The sequence below is a fragment of the Amycolatopsis sp. NPDC051071 genome (genome assembly GCF_040682875.1).
GTDB lineage: Bacteria > Actinomycetota > Actinomycetes > Mycobacteriales > Pseudonocardiaceae > Amycolatopsis.
The window spans coordinates 22,332-43,060 of record NZ_JBFBBY010000023.1; the positions used below are offsets into that span (position 1 = coordinate 22,332).

At 69.9% G+C, this 20,729-nt stretch carries 1 protein-coding gene (only partly in view); it reads right to left on the reverse strand.

Annotated features, from left to right (window positions below):
* Positions 1–20,280 carry the 5' portion of a hypothetical protein gene (locus tag AB0M65_RS11005; RefSeq protein ID WP_364024872.1) on the reverse strand. It extends 12,045 nt beyond the left edge of the window, so the window shows 20,280 of its 32,325 coding nt (coding positions 1–20,280); its start codon is at positions 20,278–20,280; the stop codon falls past the left edge of the window.
* Between the last annotated feature and the right edge of the window lie 449 nt (positions 20,281–20,729).

Sequence of the window (20,729 nt, forward strand, 5' to 3'; positions counted from 1 at the left end):
GAGAAGGACGTCCCAGGTGGTGACCGTATGCGCGGCCAGCCCCTCGGGCGCGGGCCGGGCGCCCTGGAGCGCGTGACGGAGCGCGTCCGGGTTCACCGGCCGTACGTCGAACGTGGTTCCGGTGGCAGCGGCCACCTCCTGGAAACGAAGCTGCGCGGCCTCACCGACTCCGTACTCCCGCGCGATCTCTCTCGGAGTCGGCACCGGTTCGGCGGCGATCTCCAGGCTGAACGAGACTTCGCCCGGCTCACCGTCGCTCACCGGGCCGCCGAACAGTGCACGCTCCAACGCGACATCGGGCTCACCCCGCCGTCGCTGTTCCAGCACGATGGCCAGCCGCTCGACGAACTCGGGCCTCGGCAGGCGCACCGGCTCACCCTCGCCCCGGCGCACGGTGACCTGCTCACCGAGGTCCAGCCGCCAGGCCCGCTCCGGGCCGGTACTGATCCGGAGAATGCGGTTCCCCGGTGCGGCAACGTGTTCAAGCAGTTCGTCGGCGTTGACTTCAACCGGTTCGCCGAACGTCGTGCTGCCCTCGGAGACCGGGATGATCGTGGACACGAGGACACCGGGTCGCGTGCCGGAGGTGATCACCCGCATCCGGACGTCCTCGCCAACGCCGTGCCGGGAGAAGAACGACCGCAGCTTCGAGACGATCGCCGCGAGCCTCGAATCACCCCGCTGTCCCCGCACCTCCACCGGCGGGGGCGTCGGCTGCGCGGCGACCAGCCCGGCGAACTCGTCGAGATTCGCCTGGACCGGCCCGAGCGGCATCGAATCGGGAAGCGGGAGGTCGACCAGATGTCCTCCGGCCGTTGGCACGACGTCGGAAGCGCCGGGTGCCTGCCGGAGAAGTGGCGGGTCGTCGAGCCGGATCCCGGCGTCGTCACCGAACCGGGTCATGACGTCGACCGTCGAGGCGACCGGACCGGCGGCGGACGGCACCACGATGATGTGGTTCTCGAACGTGCTCTGCTCCGCGGTGACGCCGTTCGTCTTCGCCCAGCCCGCGAAGGCATCCAGCGACAAGTAGTCGAACCGTGCCTTGCTCGGGTCACTCAGCACGAAGACCGGTTCGCCGTCGACTTCGGCCGCCTTGAGGAACATCTGGCGATCCACAGTGGACACCCGGACGCCGGAACCGGACCGGAGCCGCGCCCAGAAATCCGCGATTTGGGCGGCGGACCGCAGCCGGGGCGAGACCGTCACCTCGCGTTCGGACCACAGCTCGCCTCGCGTCTCTTCGCGTGGCTGGAGCGCGAGGTGCCGCGACATCGCCATCCGGAACGGGAGGTCCTCGATCCCCGTTTTCCGACGGCCGCGCCGGTCGAACACCAGCGGGAGCACGAAGGGATAGTTCAGTTCCCAGGCACCGGGTACGACCTTCTTCGTCAGCACCGGAATCGCCGAGTCCGCACCGGGGTTGAGCCAGGTCACCCCGGCGAGTTTCTGCGTGACACGCCCCCACTCGGTGGTCAGGCGGGCCCACTCCGCACGCGCCGCGGGATCCGACCGGTTCCCGGCCGCGAGTGCGAGCGCACGGGCTTTCAGGTCGGCGAACCGCGTCGTGGCTTCGGCGACACGTTTGCGGGCGAGGTCACCGATCGTCCTGCCCAGCGGACGATCCTTTTTGGCCAGTTGATGCGCAGGCGCGGTCTCCAGCTCTCGGTCGACGGCGTCGAGCACACCCTGTCCGACGAGCAGCAGACCCGCGATGGTCGGCACGGAACCGCGGATGTCGGTGATCGTGGCCGCCGCCGCGCAGGTGTTCATGAAGTGCTGTTCATCGTGCCCGGTGGCCGCGAACAGGCTTTCCGTCAACGCGACGGGATTGTCCAGCAGAGCCCGGAACAGGGTGTCTTCCTGAAGGGTGGTGCGTCCTTCGAGACTGAGGTTCGTCAGTCCCAGCAATGCCAGCCGTTGCGGCAGTCCCCGCTCGTGCCGGTAGCCGATCCCTTGCACGGTCGACCCATCGGTGGTGAACGGATCGCGGCCCGCCTCGACGTTCACGGCGAGGTCGCCGAGCAGCTGCTGGAGCCGGTCGATCGACAGCGGTTGCAGCACCCGGCGGTCGCGCACGGTCGCCAGGCGGAACCGGGAGTTGTCCGGGACGTCCTGCTCCCGCGACGGCACCAGCGACGCCGCCATCACCGCGTCGTTCACCAGCGACCGCACCTTCGCCCGCGTGCCCGCGTCGGCGAGGTTTTCCAGGTTCCGGTCGATCCTGCCCAAGGCGGCCGAAATCTCGGCCGAGCCGAGGACCGCGTCGGTGTAGTTCTCCAGACGGCCGCCCTCGGCCAGCCGCGACAGCTGGTCCAGGCGGGCACCGAGGTCGCCGGTCGCCAGATTCGGCAAACTGTCGAAGACGGTGTCGTACCGGTCCGCGAAGTCGTCCGTGCCGGGAATCCGGGTGAGCGAGCCGAACGGCAAGGCGCCGGGCATCAGCCGGTCGACACCCCCGCTGTCGTCCACGATCCCGTACCCCTCGAGGTCCGGGGTCCGCAGCCTGCCGTTTTCCCCTGCCACCAGATGACTACCGAGCTCCACCACGTCGGCGTTGCCCTCGTCGTCGAGGTCGATCTGTACCCATTGCCCGTCGCCGGTGAAGACCGGATTGCCCGCGGCGTCGAAGCCGACCTGGCCCGCCACGACGAGTTCGTAGGTGTGCTCGCCCTCCCCGCCCTGCTTGGGCACTCCCCACACCCTGGTGGTCGCGGCGTAGGCGGTGGACACGTCCACTTCGAGTTCGCGCAAGACGTTGGGTACGTACTCACTCGTCTCGGCGCCGAGACCGCAGGAAACGAGACGCAGTGTCCGGTTCGACGGCCACGCCCCGGCGGCGTGCAGGTTGCTCAGCAGATCGGCCATCACTTCCGGCGTAATGGGCCTGCCGAGGAATTCCGGCATCCCGGACGGGCCGACATGCGCGACCACGGTGAAGAAATGGTCGTCGGCGGCCAGGCCTTGGACGATCTTTTCCTGTAGTTCCAACGTGGTCACGTCGGTGCCCGGGTCGGCGAGCCAGATCCCGGAGTTCCCGGGGAGCCGGACGGCGACCTCCAGGATCGACGAGATCAAGTCGCTCTGCCGCTCGGACCGCTCGCCGGACACGACCGCGTCCTGGACCGCGGCGTATCCGCTTGCCGTCCGCTCGATCTTCCACAAATCGCGTGGTGTGACGTAGACGCCGGCCTCGTCCGCTTGCTCGGTATAGAGACCCCGGTCGTCGACGACCCGGTTGAGCACGGGTTCGGTTTCCCGCTGTCCGGTCTGTCCCGGCTCGGCGGGCCGGATCACCTGATGCGGGCGCAGTACGGGATCGCGATCCTGGTGGGAGAACGAACCGGCGTCGTCCTGCACCATCCGGTACTGATCCGGGATACCCAGGAAATGCCCGACCTCGTGCGCGAGTTTGCGGAGGTCGGAGTCCGCCGACCACTCCAGCTGGTTCTCCCGGTCCGTCGGCAGCACGTCGATGACGGCGTGGACGGCCGAGGCGGCGCCGGGGAATTCGAGCCGCAGATGCAGCTGGTCACCGCTGGGCAGGCGGTACCGGTTGTTGAACAACGAGGCCACGCCGAGGCGGGCACGCTGCCGCAGCCGGGCGAGGGTGTCGTCGTCGACCGAGTCGCTTTCGAGGCGCAGCCGGACCGTGTACTCCTGCACCCACTGGTTCCGCACCTTGAACCGGCGAAGGTCGTAGGAGAGCTGGCCAGTGATGTAGTCGACCGGACCGTCGGTGACGTCGCTTTCGGTGATCCGCATGGCCGGATAGCGGATTTCCTGGTCCACCGTCACGGAATGCGCGTTGTCCCGCAGCTTCGACCACTCCCACGACGGCACCGGCGTGGTCAGCGCCGTCCACTCGGCGACGGCGTCCGCATGCGTGGCCGGGCTGTGCGACCAGGTCCGCTCGTCGTCCAGCACCCGCGTGCCGCCCAGTGCCGGGTCTTCCTCGAAGTCCTCGTCCGGGCGGCCGGGCGGGATCCGTTCGGCGGGCGCCGGTGCGTCCGGGGCCCAGTCGACGAAGAAGTGGATCCGGCTGTCCGCCGGGACTTCCGTGGTACCGGGCTCGGCGAAGGTCAGTGGTTCGGTGACGCCGGTTTTCCCTCGCACGGCCGCCAGCAGCATTTCCTCCATGCCGTCGCGATCGCCGTCCATGACCAGCGTGACGACGGGCATCGGCCGGTTCTTCGCGTGCCGCCACCGGGCGTGATGGGCCAGCTCCGTCAGGAGCCCGTCGAGGCGGGCCTGTTCCCGCCGTGCTTGGTCGATGGTGTCCGGTATCGGGTCGAACTCGAGTTCGGGTCGAGGCCGGGTACGCCGCGGCAGCCCGGAGAAGAACGTCGGCGACACGGACTTCACCGGTGCGTTCAGCAGGCTGTCGAGCTGATCGGCCTCCCCGGCGTCGAGCCCGGCCGGGTCGCCCGCGGTCACCCCGAGCAGGCCGAGCAGCTGCCCGGCGAGCTCGTCACCCGTCGTCCCGGTGGTGAGATGCCGGTCCGGCTCCCATTCGGTCACGACGTCGCCCACGGTGAAGGTGAACTCCGGGGCCGGATCCTCGACGACCCGGATGGACAGCTGCGACCCGTTCCGCAGCCGATAGCCGCGGTTCAGCAGGAACTGGGCTTCACGGAGCCGTGCCCGGAGCTCGTCGACGTCGGCGTCCGACACCGACGGCAGTGACAGCAGTCCGATGTGGACGGTGACCTCGGTGACCCGCTCGGACCGCGGCACGCGCATCCGCCGTACTTCGACCTTCGGCCCCAGGACGTCCACGCGCCCGGCCGAGGCCTCGGCCATCGTGCGCCGGTGGATTTCCGTGGCGTGGGTGCGAGCTTCGGCGGCCGGGTAGCCCCGCGCCGTCAGTTCGTCATAGGTGGCCTGCCAGCGTTTGGCCGCCCGTGCCCTGGCCGACTCCATGCCGCCGGAGAGATGCACGGTCTCCACCCGAGCGGCGGCCCGGACCCGGGGATCCGGCGTTCCGGGGTGGGAAAGCGGCTCGTGCCAGGTATCCGAGCCCTCCGGCGAGCGGCCGAGCACCTCCGAAAGTTCGGCACGCAGGGCGTCGAGCCTGCCACTCAGCCGCACGAACTCGGCGGCCAGTTCCCGGTCATCGGCCGACCCGGTCGCCGGGGTCACGTCGTCGATCCCGGCACTGGCCGGTGGCCGGTACAGCTGTTCCATCGACGCCGCGACGGCCCGGCGTGAGGCGGCTTCGAGACCGGCCGACGTCGTCCGCGACTCGATCCTGCGCCGGATGAGGGCGTCGAGTTCGTTCTCCAGCTCCGCGATGTCGTCGGCCACCTCGGCGTGGGCCTGAGCGGCGTTCTCGCGGGCCTTTTCGCTCTTCTCCCGGAACCGGGCGGGGGTGCCCGCGGCGATCCGCTCGGCCACAGCGGCCGCGAGTGCGGAGTGCTCGGCCCGGACAAGGGCCCGTTTGAGGTGTTTCAGCTCGGCTTTACGGGAGTCGAGGTAGTCCCGGAGATCGTTGATCTCCTCGGTGACCTGGGTGATCTCGCCGAGAACAGTACGAGCCGCGGGCATCTGCGTGTCCGGGATCGAGAACACCCGGCCGGTCAGCCGCCGCGTCACCCGGTCCAACCCGGCCGCGGTGTCGGTGATGGCCACCTTCAGATCGGTCTCGGTCAGGTACCGGCCGTCGCCACCGGACACCGCCGCCGCGGGGAACGACGTCGCGACCGGCTCCACCTCGTCCTGACTATCGAGATTGTCGAGATTGTCCAGCTCGGTCGTCCCGGCCTGGCCGCCGCCGTCCGTGTCGCCGAGCCCGTGGTTCTCGGGAACACCGGCGGCGCCACCGAGCAACCGGGGCCGCTCCTCGATCGAAGCCTCGCGCCACTCCTGATAGGCCCGGTCCAGCCGGCCAGGATCGTTGCCCCAGGCACGGAGATCGGCCGTCGCCAGCGCGACCTTGTCCCGTGCCGCTTCGAGGACGGCTTCGGAGCCGTCGACGCGCTCGGCGTCCCGGGAACCACCCGCGCCACCCGGCGCGAGACGGGACAACAGTTCCGCGTGCGCTGCTTCCGCACGGCTCAGCTCGTGGCGCGCGCCCAGCAGGTTCGCCCACGCGTCGCTCCTCGTGGCCGGGGACCCGGGCGTGACCGGGTCCGGTCCGGCCTGGCCGTTCGCGTCCTCGTCGAGAAGCTCGCTCCAGCGCGCGGCGTCCCGCTGCCAGGCTTCGGCGAGGAGGGCACCCGCCGTCGGAGGCAGCACGATGCGGACGGGTTCGGTGATCTCGTCACCGGCGAGCTCCAGCGAGTCACCCGGCACCGCCAGCAGATCCCACACCGCATCCGGCAAGGTGACCGACCGGACCACGCCGTTTTCCCGCCGCTGATAGGTGATCGTCCGCACCCGCCGCGCGAGGTCCGGATCGCCGACGACGGCCCGCAAAGCCGCGTGCCATACCCGATCGGGCTCCGGATGCTGCTCGACGAGGGCTTCGACGGCGGTCAGGTGGAGGTCGCCGTCCCGGTCACGCAGTCCTCGGCGGAGGACGTCGGCGACCTTCGCCGCCTGCTCATCCACGGTCCGGACCCGCGCGACCGGACTCGGCTGCTCGACGGCCTCGGCCGGGTCGACCTGACACAGGTGGATCACCGTCGTCTGGTCCCATTCGGCCGCCCTGGCGACCTCGACGACCTCGAAAGCCGAACCCGGCGGCAGGATCGGGCCGTTCTCGTGCGGCACGGCGCGGGCGTCGTCGATGACGAACGTGACGTTACCCGGCCCGTCCCCGGCGATCAGCACGGTCGGTTCGGTGACGAACCGGCCCTTCCGGAACGCGTCCAGCTCGGCGGCCGAACGCCAGGTGGTCACCCTGATCCGGCTCGGCTCCCCGGCTTCGTGCAGGGCCCGCCTCCTGGCACGCACGATCTTGTCGCGGTGCGCCCTGGTGTCGCGGCTCGCCAGATCCGGCGCCAGCTCGTCCGCCTCGCCGACCACCTTGGCCAGCGCGAGCCTGTCCTCGATGCCGTCCGCGGCCGGGCCGTCGCCGGGGAAACCGGTGAACGGCGCGCCGATCCGGGTGGGCGTGGCTTCGATCTGCCGCACCTTCACGTGCAATTCGTCGCCGACCTCGGCGACCTTGAGCACGTCGAATTCGGTCCCCGGCGGAAGCAGCACCTCACGTTCGCTTGGCCGGTTGGACGCCGGGGCAATGCAGGCACCGTCGTGGACCAGTGCGGTGACGATCACCTTTTTGCCTTGGTACAGCCGATCTTCGCCCCGCATGCCGCGGAAGAAGCCGCGGTCGGTGTACCGCCCGCCCTCGACGAACAGTTCCTTGGCCGCCGCGATCGGCAGGCCCATGACCCGGGTCACCACCCCGGTGTGACGAGCCGGGAAGCGGGTCACCGCCGACGCCAGCAGCCGGGTCAGCGGCGCCGCATACGCCGGGCTTTCCTTGTCCGCCAGGTAGTTGTCGATCTGCCCGGACCGCGTATGCGTGTACGCGCGGATGGCGGCCAGCTCCGCCTTGCCCGTCGAAGCCAGATATGGGTTTTCCTTCAGTACCTGGGAAACCTGCTTGAGATACCTGGCCATTTCCGGCTGCGCCAGGAATTCTTGCTCGTCCTTCTCGGTGGCGAGGAAGCCGGGCTCGCGTTCGCCGCGCCGAAGTGGCGGTACCGGCTGGGGATCGTCTCCGACGAGTGCGTGGGCCCGGTCCGAGATCAGCTGGAGGTTCCGCGGTTCGAGGACGACGTCGCCGGTGATCGCGGCCGCGGTCATCAGGCCCGGTCCGGTGGCGACCCGGCCCGCGCCGTCCCGGTGCTGGAAGACCGGTACGTCGGCGACCACCCGTTCGTCGAGGAAGTACTCGTCGTGCAGGCCGAGGAAATGCCCGACCTCGTGCGCGAACTGGACCCCGGTCCCGTCCGACGGCCAGTGCCGCTGGTCGGCCGGGGTACCGGGGCCGGTCACGAAGACCGTGCCGTGTGCGTCCTCGCGGTCGGTGAACTCGACCTCGACCAGCAGCTGTTCGCCGCCCGGCAGCCGGTAACCCTGGTTGTACTGGTCGTTCACCGCGGCCTTGACCCGGTTCTCGAAATCCGGGATGTCCACTTCGGACTGTCCGGTGGTCTCCAGCCGCACCCGCACGGTGTGCAGCCGCACCCGCACGGGTTCCCGGCCGTCGCGGTCGACCTCGAACCGGCGCAGGTCATAGCCGATCGTCGCCAGCCACGGCCGTCCCGACCGGTTCAGCCCGCCGTCCTCGGACCGGACGCTCACCGGCGGCGTCTCCCGGTGGGACGCGCCGATGTCCTGCTGGGTCACCGGATTCGCGACCCGGTGCTCCACGGCCACCGCCGGATCCGCCGCCTGCCACCACACGCGCGTCGCGTCTTCACGCGTCCACGGCTTGCCTGCCGGACGGGTCACCGAACGCGGCGTCCCGCCGACCACGAGGCGTACCTCCGGATCGGCGGGTACCGGCGCGGCGAACAGCAACGCGACGGCGTTCAGGCCGCGTTCGGAGCCGTTGAGCGCCATCAGGTCGTCGACCAGCCCGGACGGCGCGAGCCGCCGGACGAGCTCACGGCGCATCCGGTCCAGTGTCACCGACGGCGGGACCCCGTTCTCGTCGAGGGCGGCCGTCGTGAAGGCCTGTTGAAGACCGCCGGAAGCGGCGAACAACGCGTCGGCCAGCGCCTCCGGATTCCGCATCAGGTCTTGGAACAGCGGGTCTTCCCGCAGGGTCTGGACCACGACCGGCGGCGTGTCCATCAGCATGAGTTCGGCCAGCCTGCGCGGCAAGGGCGCGTTCCGGTCGTAGTCGAGCCCTCGCCACGGCGAGCCCTCGGCGGTGAACGGGTCCTGTCCACTGTGGAGGATCGTCGTGACTTCGGACAACGCGCTCCGCAGACGCTGCTGTGCATGAGGTTCCAGGACCGTGTCGCGGGTCGGCGCCAAGGCGGACAGCAGCAGGGTGTCGTTCGCCAGCGCCCGCACCTGCCGTGAAAGCAGCCGGAGCCGTGACTGCTCCTCGGGGGTTTCCGCGGCCTTCGCCCGCTCTTCCAGCTCTCCGAGCGCGTTGTCCAGCTGCTCCAGGGGAAGGTCGAGATCGGGCCCCTGCCGGAGGTCACCGGTGCCGGCCAGCCGGGAGAACTCGGCGAGAGCGGTGTCGAAATCCCGGTCGGACAAGCGGAAATGCGGGAGATCCGCGGTGATCGCGCGATAGCCCGCCACGATGTCCGCTGCCCGCGCCGGTTCGGCGCGCCGCGGCGGGGCGACCGGGACGGGACCCGTCGGGAAGGACGCGTCGGACGGCCGGACCGTGATATGCGACGCGCCTCGCCGGAGCGCGCGCTCCAGGTCGGTCGGCCCCTGTACCCAGCGGCCCGCGCCGGGGGCGGGTGCCCCGCGGACCGCCGAATACACGTCCTGCACGAAGGTCGTGCAGTTGTGGCTCGTGACCTTGTACTGCCTGCCGGAGAGGGCGAGCACCCGCCCCAGCCCCCGGATGACGTCGTTCGCGCTCACCAGGTATTCCGCGCTGTAGGTGGTGGGCTTCTCCCTCGCCGTCAGCACGGAGACCGTGCCCGGCACGGTCGCCCACCGCGGCGAGGGTGTGGTCTCCGGCGCGAAGTCGATGAGTGTCCCGTTGCCGAAGGGGTCGTGGATCTCGATCCAGGCATGGCCGGTGGACTGGGCGGCCACGTCCCGGTGCCGGGTCTTCACCTGGAACCGGAACACCGGCCGGTCCGCGTTCAAAACCCGCATCCGGTCGAGGGCGTCCGGGAGACCGGACCGCATCAGGTACTGCGTGACCATCCGTTGCTGGGCGACCTGGGTGTCCGCGACCTGCTCGTTGAGCCAGTTCTGGACCGACTGCCCCGGCGGGACGCCGTCGGCGGGTGCCGTCCGCACGAAACCGATCGTCGCCGACTCGGCCTTCATGTCGTCCTGCTGATAGGTGACCCGGATCGGCAGGTGGTCGAGTGTAAGGCCGTGGTCGCCCGCGGCGGAGTCCAGGGCGGTGCGCAGTGCGGCTTCCAGGTTCGCCCCCCGCCGGACCGCCAGGTCGCCGTCCTGCCCGCGCTTCACGACGATCTCGATCCGCCGTCCGGCGGGTGGCCGCGTCCGCAGTTCCTCCGCCAGTGAACGGACGAACCCCGACAGTCCGCTGACGGCGACCAGATCGACGACATCCGAGCCGGGACGGAAGAACGTGTTCGCGTTCGGGTCGAGCAGGTCGGCGTCGGCCTGCTCTTCGACACCGCCGACCATCTCCCGCAGCCGTCGGCCGAGGTCTTCGGGTCCGGTCGTCAGCCAGCCGGCCGACGGGGCGGGCGTACCGGTCACGCGTTCGAACAACCCGCTCGCGAAATGCAGGGAGTTGAACGACAACGCCTGATGCGGGGTCCGCAGGTGCCGCAGCGAATGATCCAAGGCACGCAACGCGTCTTCGGCCGAGACCCACACCTCGTAGCTCGCGGTCGCGGTATGCCCGGTATCGCCGAGGCGCACCGCCGGGCTTGCGCCGTCAGGCCGGTGGAACCCGATCGTTTCCTTGACGCCACTCGGCAGCGTGAACTCGATCCAGGTGTGTCCACGAGCCCCGACGAGCGCGGAAAGCCGCGGCGCGGGGCCACCGGGATCGACCGACAACCGCATCGCGATCGTCTTGATGTTCGCCGTGCCCAGCGGCAGGTACTGGTCGAGATACGCGACCAGCGGCGACGAGGCCCAGAGTCCCGGATCCTCGCCGAGCCTGGTCGCCGTGCGGGACAACCAGGACGTCACCGTCTCCTCCGGCAGGAGACCGAGTTCCGATCGGAGGTCGCCGTCGGTCCGGACGAGCGCCAGTGTCACCGAGCGCCGACGCTCCGCCGGATCGGCCGAGGCCAGCGGCGGAAGGCTGTTCCGGTGCGCGGCCGACGGCCTGATCGCCAAGGGCGCCTTGCCGTCCGGCGGAGCGGGCAGCAGTGGCCGCAGTGCCGCCGCCACCGCGTTCGCCCTGGCGAGCGCGGTTTCCGTCCGGCCGATCGTCGCGTTGCCGTAGCCCGTGACCTGGATCCACGGCGACGGCTGCGAAGAATCCCCTGACGCCGGTACCCACGCGGCGAAACGTCCGACAGTGGCAAGGGAATCGTCGTCAAGGACACGCGAACCCTTGGCGAAGGTGACCACCGTGTCGACCGTCTCCGTGACCGCTTCGGCCACCTCCTCGGGGTGGTCGGCGATCTCGACGAATTCGCCTTCGTTGTCCACGTTGATCGCCGCGAGCGCCTGGACGAGGTTGATGGTTTGGGTCGGTGCGTAGACTTTCCGGCTTTGACCGCGTGCCTTCAACTCCCGGCGGAAGTCGTAGCCGCCGCCACCCGGCTCGTTGAGTTTGCCGGATTCGCAGGCCAGCAACACGATCGGTGCTTCCGGGCGCGATTCGAGTGCCTGCCGGAACCCCTCGTGTTCGAGGACCAATGCGGCGAATTCGGCACCGGTGATTCGCTTCGGGAAAAGACGTCCGGCCACCTTGATCCGGAACATGTTCGGACCGGCGTGGAGGAACAGGAAGATCGGCTGTTTGGCGGCGTCCGGGGAAACCCAAGGGGCGGGCCGTCGCACCGACGGAGCCGCCGTCGGCTGAGCCGACGCCAACTGCTCTTCCGTTTTAGGAAGCAGGACATTGTATTCGACGACCGGCCGCCTGGCACTCGTCGTCGCCCACGCGGTGGCGATCAGGCCGTCGTTATTCTTGGTGGGGAACGCGGTTCCGACGGTTCTGCCACCGGCGCCCACCATGGCTTGGGTGACCGCGCTTTCAATAACGGGAGCGGGCCTGGACGGCGTCCTCGTGTCGAGGTCGCGGGTCGCCAAGAACTCCCCGTCCGCCGTCCGGACGATCCGGACCGGCCGCCGCCCGGCGGCGCCGTACCCGAGGTCGTCCCCGTTCTCGGTCACCACATGCAGCCGGACACCGAAGGCTTCGGCGATCTTCGCCGCCGTCGTGTCCCGCAGCGTCGCACCCAGCTTCCGCAGTTCCGCCTGCCGTGACGGCGATCCGGGGGCGACAGCGGCGGCGAGCGCGGCCACCAGGTTCCCGGCCACCGGCGGCCCCTCGACCGGCTCCACCGACTTGCCAAGGCGGGCCAGGGTGGTCCGCTGCGCGGCGGTGAGCCCCGGCTGCGCCTCCGCCGGACCGGCGGCCGCGGCGGGCGGGGTACCCGGCAGCGCGTCCTGGCCGGGGTCGGCAAGGCGGTATCCCGGTCCCAGCTGGCTCTGCAGGACCTGCTGGATCATCCAGGTGTGGCGGGGCAGCAGCTTCGGCGTCACGCCGGGTTCGACCACACCCTTGCCCATGATGGCATCGTCACCGGTGACGACACCGGTCGTGCCGTCGTCCTCGCGGCTGAGGAACACCCGGTCCTTGTCGTGCTCCTCGTCGGCCGCGCCGAGGTAGTGGAGCAGCTCGTGGGCGAGTTCCTCCGGGGTGGCGTCCGTTCGCCAGCTGGTCTGGCTGGTGCGTTCGCCGTCACCGGCGACGACGTCGTACGCGCGGTACCGGGGGTTGCCGTCCCGGTCGGTCAGCCGGTCGCCGGTGAACTCGACGCGGACGTGCAGCTGGTCGCCGTTCGGAAGGCCGTGGCGTTTGTTGATCAGCTTCTCGATACCGGCCGCGGCACGCTCCCGCAGCCGGGCGAGCTGTTCGCCGGTGACGCCGTGACCGGGTACGAGATTGATCGGCACGGTGAACTCGGTGACCCCGCGCCCGTCGACCTCGAACCGGCTGACGCCGTACCGGATCACGCCGTCGTACCGTTTGTCCTTACCCGTCAGCAGTGTGGTGAGCACGTCGGCGGTCTCGGTGGCGACCGCGCGCCTCGGCGTGGTCGCCCGCAGTGATTCCCATTCCGCCGGGTCGAGTGGTTTCGCCACCGAGAACCACGGTGCGTCGGTGGCCCGGCTGTGCCGCCACTTCTCGTCGGCGGGGGAACCCGGCTGCTCCGTGAGCCTGGTGAATTCGGCGTCGAGCGCGCCTTTCGCCAGCCACCAGGAATCTTGTTTGGTGTCCACGAAATCCAGCCACGCGGCCTGTAGCGCGGCCTGGGTGCGGATCAGCTGATCGGTCGCGGCGACACGCTGTTCCCGTGCCTCCTCGGCCTCGCCGCCGGCGACGGCCAGCTCCTCCCGCCGTTCGTCCAGCACCTCACGGAACAGGTCGCGGCGAAGCTTCGCGTCCGCTCGTTCCCTGGTCAGCCGCTGCACGGCGGCCGGCGTCCGCTCGCGGGCCAGTTCTGAGGAAAGGTTCCGGAAGGTTCGCGTCGCTTCGCGGGCACCGCGGGTGAGGTTGTCGAGATCGTCCTGCCTGCTCGCCAGCTCGGCCAGCCGCACCTCGGCGGCGTCGGCGGCCGCGGCCACCCGGTCGAATTCGAGTTTCGCGGCGCCGGCGACGGTTTCCGCTTCCCGCAACGCTTTCTCGGTCTCGCGGGCGAACTTGTGGTGCCGCTCCTCCAGCGTGCCGGGACGGCGTACCCGTGCCGCGTCGACCGTGGCGCTCCAGTCGAGGGCGACACCGAGCTTCTCGACCAGCTGCTCGGCCTTGCGGCGGTGGCCCTCAGCCCCGACCTCGGCGTCACGCCACGCCTTCGCGGTCCGGGCGACTCTTCCCTGTCGTGCCTTGAGAACGCGTGGCACCTTCTGGCCGGTGACGTCCGCCAGCTTGTCGATCGGCATCCGCACGTCCGCCGACGCGGGCAGCGAAACGTCCACGACCTCCGTGCGGCCGTCGACCTTGACCACGATCCGGTAGTCCACGTCGAACCGCACCAGCGCGGTCCGCCCGACCGGTTTGAGGTTCGCGACGGCGGACACCGTCGTACCGTCGACAGTGGCGTCGGCGGGCTCACTGGTCCAGCGCGCGTCGACGCCGGTGAGCAGACCGCCGATAGTGCCCGGTTCGTTGACCGGCGTGACCGTCGGCCCGGTGACGCCGGTTTCCCCGACCTCGACGATCTTTCGCTCCGCCGAACGGGCCACCGTCGAGTTCGTCGGATTCTCCAGGTTGACGCCGTCGCTCAGCGCGACCGTCCTCGGTGCGGCGAGCCGGGCGTGCACCTCGACGTCCGCCTTCTTGCCCCGCAGGACCGCCGCCTCACGCAAGGTCGGCACGGGCAGGCTTCCGGTCGTCATGGCCGGCAGGAACGCCTGCAGCAGCTGGGGACTCAGGCTCGACCAGAGCGCGTTGATCGAACCCGTGCCGTAGCCGGTGATCCCGCTGTCCGCCCCGGCCTTGGTCAGCGCGTCCCGCACGACCGTCCGCAGCCGCTCGGCGGCACGCACGGATTCGACCGACGCCATTTCCGGCAGGGTGGTGACCGTGCCCCGTCGCCACTGCTCCAGCGCGGCGGGCGTGGCGTCCTCCGGTGCCAACCCGACCGGCTCGGCATCCTCGCCGGTGTCCGGCCGTTTTTCGTCGCCGGCGTTCAGGTTGTCGGCCAGCAGCCGGATTCCGAGTGTCCGCTCGCCGGTGGCGGCGGACGCGACGGTCTCGCCGTCGCGGCGGACTTCGAGGGTGAACTCGACCGGGACGTCGAACAACGCGGCCGGTCCGGTTCCGGTCCGCAGCTGCGTTTCCTGTTCGGTGAGGACCTCGGTGGTGGTGGTCGTCTTGATGGCGCCGATGCCCTTGGTGGCCGCGCCCCCGACCGACGTCGTCGTGTCACCGTTCTGGTGCTTCTCCTGCCCACCCGCCCGCAGCGCGGCCGACCACGACGTGGCCGTGCCCTCGGCCCGGATCTTCCGTACCGCGCGGACGGTGCTGTGCTCGACGGTCCGGCCGTCGTTGACCACCTTCCGGAAGGCCGGATCTCCCAGCGTCTTCGCGGTCAGCAGCACCTGGTATCCGCTGTCGGTGAACAGTTTCGGCAGATGGGTGTGCAGTGGGATGCCGCCGTCGAGCGCGCTGTCCACCAGCCCCTGCACGCCGTCCGGCGAGACGAGGTCGGTGAGCCTCGCCCAGTTGTTCATCGCGTCGTTCAAGGACACGCCGGGCAGCAACGGCACCTTGGCGGTGGCCAGCTTCGCGGACAGTTTCGGGACGAGGTCGGACAGGTCGGGCAGCCGCTCGACAGCGCCGAGGCCCAGCGCACCCGGCTTCCCCCGCGGCAGCGTCACGGGTGCCGCGAGCCGCTCGTCCCGCTCACGCGGACCCGCCGGTTTGGCAGGCAGGAGGCCGTATTCGCGGGCCTGGTCTTCGGTGAGCCACACCAAAGCCGCGCCGGGAAGGTCGACGAAGCGGGCCGCACCCCTCGCGTCCGGACGCAGCAAAGCGGTTTGCTGCCGTGCTTCGGCGAGCACGGTGAAGGCGATGTCGAACCGTGCCAGCACCCGCTGCGTGCCCGCCGCCGTGGTGACGTTGCGGTCGATGGTGGCGGAGATGTCGAGACCGTCGGCCTTGGTGGTCGTCTTCGCCCATGGCTTGCCGGACAGGCCACCGGTGGCGGAACCGGTGGGATCGCCGGTCACCGAACCGGTCGCCGACACGCCAACGGTGACCGCGGGCCCCTTGCTCTTGCTCTTGCCGCCGTCGAACCGGTAACCACCCGAAGTGGACCGTTCCGCGGCCGCGTCGTCGACCGTCTGGACGAAGGTGGGGTTGGCCAGCCGGGCGACGACACCGACCCGGCCGACCCGGTCGGCGAGGCGACGGCTGTGGACGAGATCGGTGCTCACCACACCGTGGGTGAACGAACGCAGTGCCGCCTTGAGGTTGTCGGTGCTCAGCATCGCCTGGACGCTGGTCCACGCGTCACTGCCGGGCAGTGCGAGCGCGCGGTCACCGTCCGAGGCCTCCACCAGCGCGTCCATCGCCGCCGAAGCGACGTTCCCGGTGTGGGCGATGCTCTCCACGCCAACCCATTCGCCGACGGTGGGTGGCGCGAGTGCCTCGAAGTGACCGGTGATCGACCGCGGCGGATCGAGCTCGCGCACCCGGGGCGCGCCTGGCGCGAACTTCGCCGGATCGGCGGGCAGCGTCAGGCTGTCCGACATCCAGACCGTGAAATTCGCCGGGAGCAGGAAGGGGCCGTCACCCGATTCCTCGGGCGTCGACCAGATCTGCCGGACGGCGGGCACCTGCGTCCCCGGCAATCCGGGCAGCGTCTGCCGGACCATCGCCTGTGAACGGGAGAAACCGGTGATGGAGACGACGAACCGGCCCTCGTGCGCGAAACCTTCCGAATCGGGGCTGCCGATGGTGAGGTACGTCGACTCGGCGACCGGGCCCGCGCCCGTCCGGGTACCGCTGCCGCTGCCGTACTTCGCCGAGGCCGTCACCGTCGCCCCGAAGGTCACCTTGCCCTCGGGCCCGGCCGTCCAGCCCTTGGTCGTCGCCGACGACGTGCCCAGCGCCGGACCGGTGGTCGTGGCGTTGCGGACCACCCGTGCTGTCGCGCGCCCGACATGCTCGACGCGTTTCGACTCCAGCCGGACCGTGATGGTGACGTGGTCCTGCCGGAAGGCGCCCTGGCGTTTGAGGGTCACCGACACCCCGGCACCCAGCAACGCGTCCATGCGGTTGCGCAGTGCCAGCGGCGAAAGCGCCGTCTGCAGCCGGTGCTCGTTGGCGAGCATCTCCAGCGTCCGCGCCGCGCCTTTCGCCGGGGCACCTTTCTTCCGGTCCCAGCCGGGCAGCAGATCCGCGTACCGGTCGTTCTCCTGGAACTTGCCCCGGATCTCCGTCAGCACGGCCTCGGCGCCGTCGAACTCCCCGACCCGCACATTGCCCGCCGCGAGGCCCGCCGCCAGATGCGCGGGCGGGAACTTCTTCGTCGACGGCGGTGTCAGGCCGTCGCCGGTGCCGTCCGGGACCGGCAGTCCCTGCGCCGCGGCTTCGGCCATCCCCACCCTCGCGAACACCGTCGCCCTCGCGGTGGTTTCCCGGCCGTCCAACGCCTGCACCAGAATCGTGGCCTCGAACCGGTAAAGGCCGACGTCACCCTTGAGCTGGACACCCGATTTCGCCGTCGACGTCCGGCCGGACGCGGCGGTGTCCACCGTCCGCGCGGAGTAGCCGAGGCCGACTCCGGCCGCGACACGCACCCCCTTGACGCCGCCTCCGCCGCCGAACGCGAGGGAGGCGTCGAAACCGCGCTTGGTGAAGGCCGAAACGGTGGAACTGGTGGTCGCGGACTCGTGCAGCCGCAGCTGCGTCTCTTTCGTCGGGCCGACGAGTTCGGCCTTGGTCAGCACGGCCTTCATCCGCACCGCCCCGACCTTGCCGCCGTCCGCGCTGAGCAGGGCCGGTGAGCTGACCCAGCCTTCCAGCATGGCGCCGAAGTTCTCGCGGACACCGGCGTTGCCGAGGAACGCGCGCAACGCGTCCCGGCCGGGTGCGCCGAACGCGGTGACCGACCGGTGCAGCAATCCGGCGGTCCCGGTGAACACGTCGTCGAGATCGGTGACCGCCTCGGGCACCGGATTCCGCAGCTTGCGCCCGACGTCGGCGGTCAGCTCCTTCGCGGCAGGCCCGGCAGGCGCGGTGAGCCGCAGCAAATCGTCGGGCACGCGCACGGTGACCTGTCCGGGCACCGCCTCACCCCGCGCGACCGCGTCACCGGTGTGGTCGTGGACGCTGACGGTGAACTCGACATTCAGGCCCACCCGCCGGGATCCCTCGCCGGAGCGGATCGCCCGCTGGTCCGAAGTGGACATCGCGACGGTCTGCGTCGCACCGGGTGCCGCCAGCGCGGCCTTGCCGCCGACGGTGACATACGGACCGGCGACCGGCGCCTGCACGGTGACGGCCGTCCCGACGTCACCGGCGTGGAGGACGGCGAGGTTCTCCGCGTTCGCGACACCGCCCTGAACCGTGAGATCCGCCTTGGTCTTCTCCCGGGGCTCGCTCACGACGTCGCCGCCGAGGGTGGCCTGGATCCGGACCTCCCGCCAGCCCTGGCCGGTGCGGAGCGGGAAATACAGGCCGCTGAGCGCCGATTCGAAATCGTCGCGGACGGCGGCACCGATCGCGTCGAGCCGCTCCGGGTCGGCATCGGGCAGCAACCGGGCCAGCTCGTCGCGGAGTTCGCCGGTCCCCTCGACGGTGAGCACCGGCGCCGAGCCGAGGGCCTGACCGGCGGCGAGGAACGGCGGCAGATCCGCGAGCTTGAGCTCCTGCTCGTCCTTGACGGTGTTCTCGGTCTGCTCGGTGTTCTCGGCCGTTTCGGTGTTCTCGGCCGTTTCGGTGTTCTCGGCCGTTTCGGTGTTCTCGGCCGTTTCGGTGTTCTCGGCCGTTTCGGTCGTTTCGACGGCGGGACCGTGCTCCGGCTGCGGCGCGGGCGTGATGTCCAGCCCCAGGTCGTCGAAGAGGTCTTCCGCGAACGGTTTGCCGAGATCCAGTTCGAGCGCGGGCGCCGGTTCTTCCCTTTCGGGGGTCTCTTGGGCGGCTTCGGTTTCTTCAGCGGCGACGATCTCGTTCGCCGCGGCCGAAGTACTCGCCTGCTCTTCCGAAGTGGTGCGCAACGGCGAGGGCCGGGTCTGCGGTCGCTCTTCGTGCACCTCGGATTGTTCTTCGACCGTCCCGCCTTCGGACGAGGTCCGGACGGCGGCGGACGCGGTCTTGGTGTCCGAAGTGGACTTTGCCGCAGGCGTGGACTTGCCGTCCGCTACGGTCTTCGTCTCCGATGCGGGCTTGGTCTTGGCATCCGACGTCGGTTTGGTGTCCGAAGTCCCCTTGGTGTCCGACGTCGGCTTGGTTTCCGAGGTCGTCTTGGTTTCCGAAGTGGACTTGCTGTCGGACGTGGAGGTCGTACTCGGCGTGGGGGTGCCGCTGCTCGTGGTGGTCGGCGTGGTCACCGGCCCCGCACCCGTCACCTCCGACCCGCTCTTGGTGCCGAGCGACAGATCCGTCGGAAGACCGCCGCCGCTGCCGAACTTCTCCTTGATCGAGGTGATCGCCGAGTCGAGGGCCCGCTCCCCGATCCCCTCGAGTTTGTGACTGACGGCGCCACCGACCACACCGCCGACGAAACCCATTCCATACTCGTGCGCGGACACCGTTTCGCCGTTGAGAGCGGCCATCGTGGCCTGGCTCATCACCCCGGAAACGCCCTCGAAGAGGAACGTCGTGCTGAATTCGGCGGCCCTGGCGACGAGATTTCCGCCAAGCTTGTCGGATACGTTGCGAGTCAGGACGTCCGGCACCTTGTCGGTGAGCAGGTCGACGGCGTCCTTGCCCAGTTTGTCGCTGTGTGGCGCGAGCACGTTCCGCAGGCTGTCGTTGAACGCCCCGCTGCCGTCCAGACCGTGTTTGCCCCAGTTGTCCGCGAACGTGCGCGCGTAGTCCCTGCCGAGCTGGCGGGCCGCGTCGTCGCCGAGAGTCTTGCCGAAGGCGGTGCCGAACCGGTCGGCCACCTCGTCACTGAAGCCCTCGACAGCCCGTTTGGTGAACGCGGTCGCCGGGTTGGAGAGTTGTTTGCCCGCCCGGTCGGTGAGCGTGCGGCCCATGTCGCGCACCCAGTTGTCGGCGAGTGCTTCGCCACCCGGCAGCTTGAGATCCTTGACCAGCTTGAGCAGGTCGTCGGTGGCGATCTTGCCGAAGTCCTTGCCAAGCAGGCTGCCGATCTTGCGGCCCAGCTTCTCCCCGAGTTCGCCGACGGCGCCGCCGAGCACACCACCGATCGCACCCGAGATCGCCGTCTGCTTGGTGGCATCGCTGTCCCATTCGGTCCGCTCGTGCTGAAGCCGTTGCACGGCGACGTCGATGAGCAGCCCGCCCGTGACGCCGATGAACACCTCGAACACGATCGCCCGCACGAGCATTTTGAACAGGGCGAGCAGGTAACCGCGGGTGAGGGCGTAATGCCAGGTGATGTTCGCGAGCGACGCGCCCGCGGTGACGGAGGCGAGGGCGTACTCCATCGCGATCTCGTACGCCAGCAGGAAAAGCTGCCCGACCGCGGAATACTTCGCGTACTCGACGTCCAAGGCGACCTTGCGGCAGCCGTCGGCGATCCCCTTCGTCCCGTCGGCCAGTTCCTCCAGCACGTTCGGCGAACCGTTGGTGAGCGGGGCCATACTTTTGTCGAAGGCGTCACCCGCCTCGGGCATCGACAGCTTGTCGTCGATCGCCCGCTTGACCCTGGCGATGTCGTTCGGAAGCTCGTTCAGCAAATCCGTGACGGTGTCGTACTCCTGCCCCGCCCGCCGGAACTTGTGCTGATTCGCGGCGGGCCAGGAGACGCCGAGTACCTCCAGAAGCGTGCGTGCCCACTCCGGCACATCGCCGAAGTCGCCGCGATCGACCTTGATGGGCACGCCTACCTCCTGACCGGTTCACCGAAGACAACGCGGTCCGGCACCCGAACGGTTCACCCCGCGCGGGCCCCCAGATTCCCGAACCCGTAACTCGTTGTTCCCCCTTCAAGCACGCAAGACCCCCCTTCAAGCACGCGAGACCCCCCTTCAAGCACGCGAGTGCGGTGCCGCACTGACCCCAGGGCACCATCTCGCCCGAAGGCGTCCCCTTTGCCTTGCCCCTCCAGAGAACCCGAATCGCCACTCACGACCCACCTGCCCGCCGGATTGCGATGTCCTCAAGGCCCCCTTTGAGACGTTGATCGTCTCAAAGGGGGCCTTCAAGACATGCCCGCGACCGCACCCGAGCCACTTCCACGTCACTGTCCCCGAGCCGCTTGCGAGGCCGCTCGAGGGCTCCCAATGTGGCATTGGGGACGCTCAACGTCCCCAATGCCACATTGGGCGCA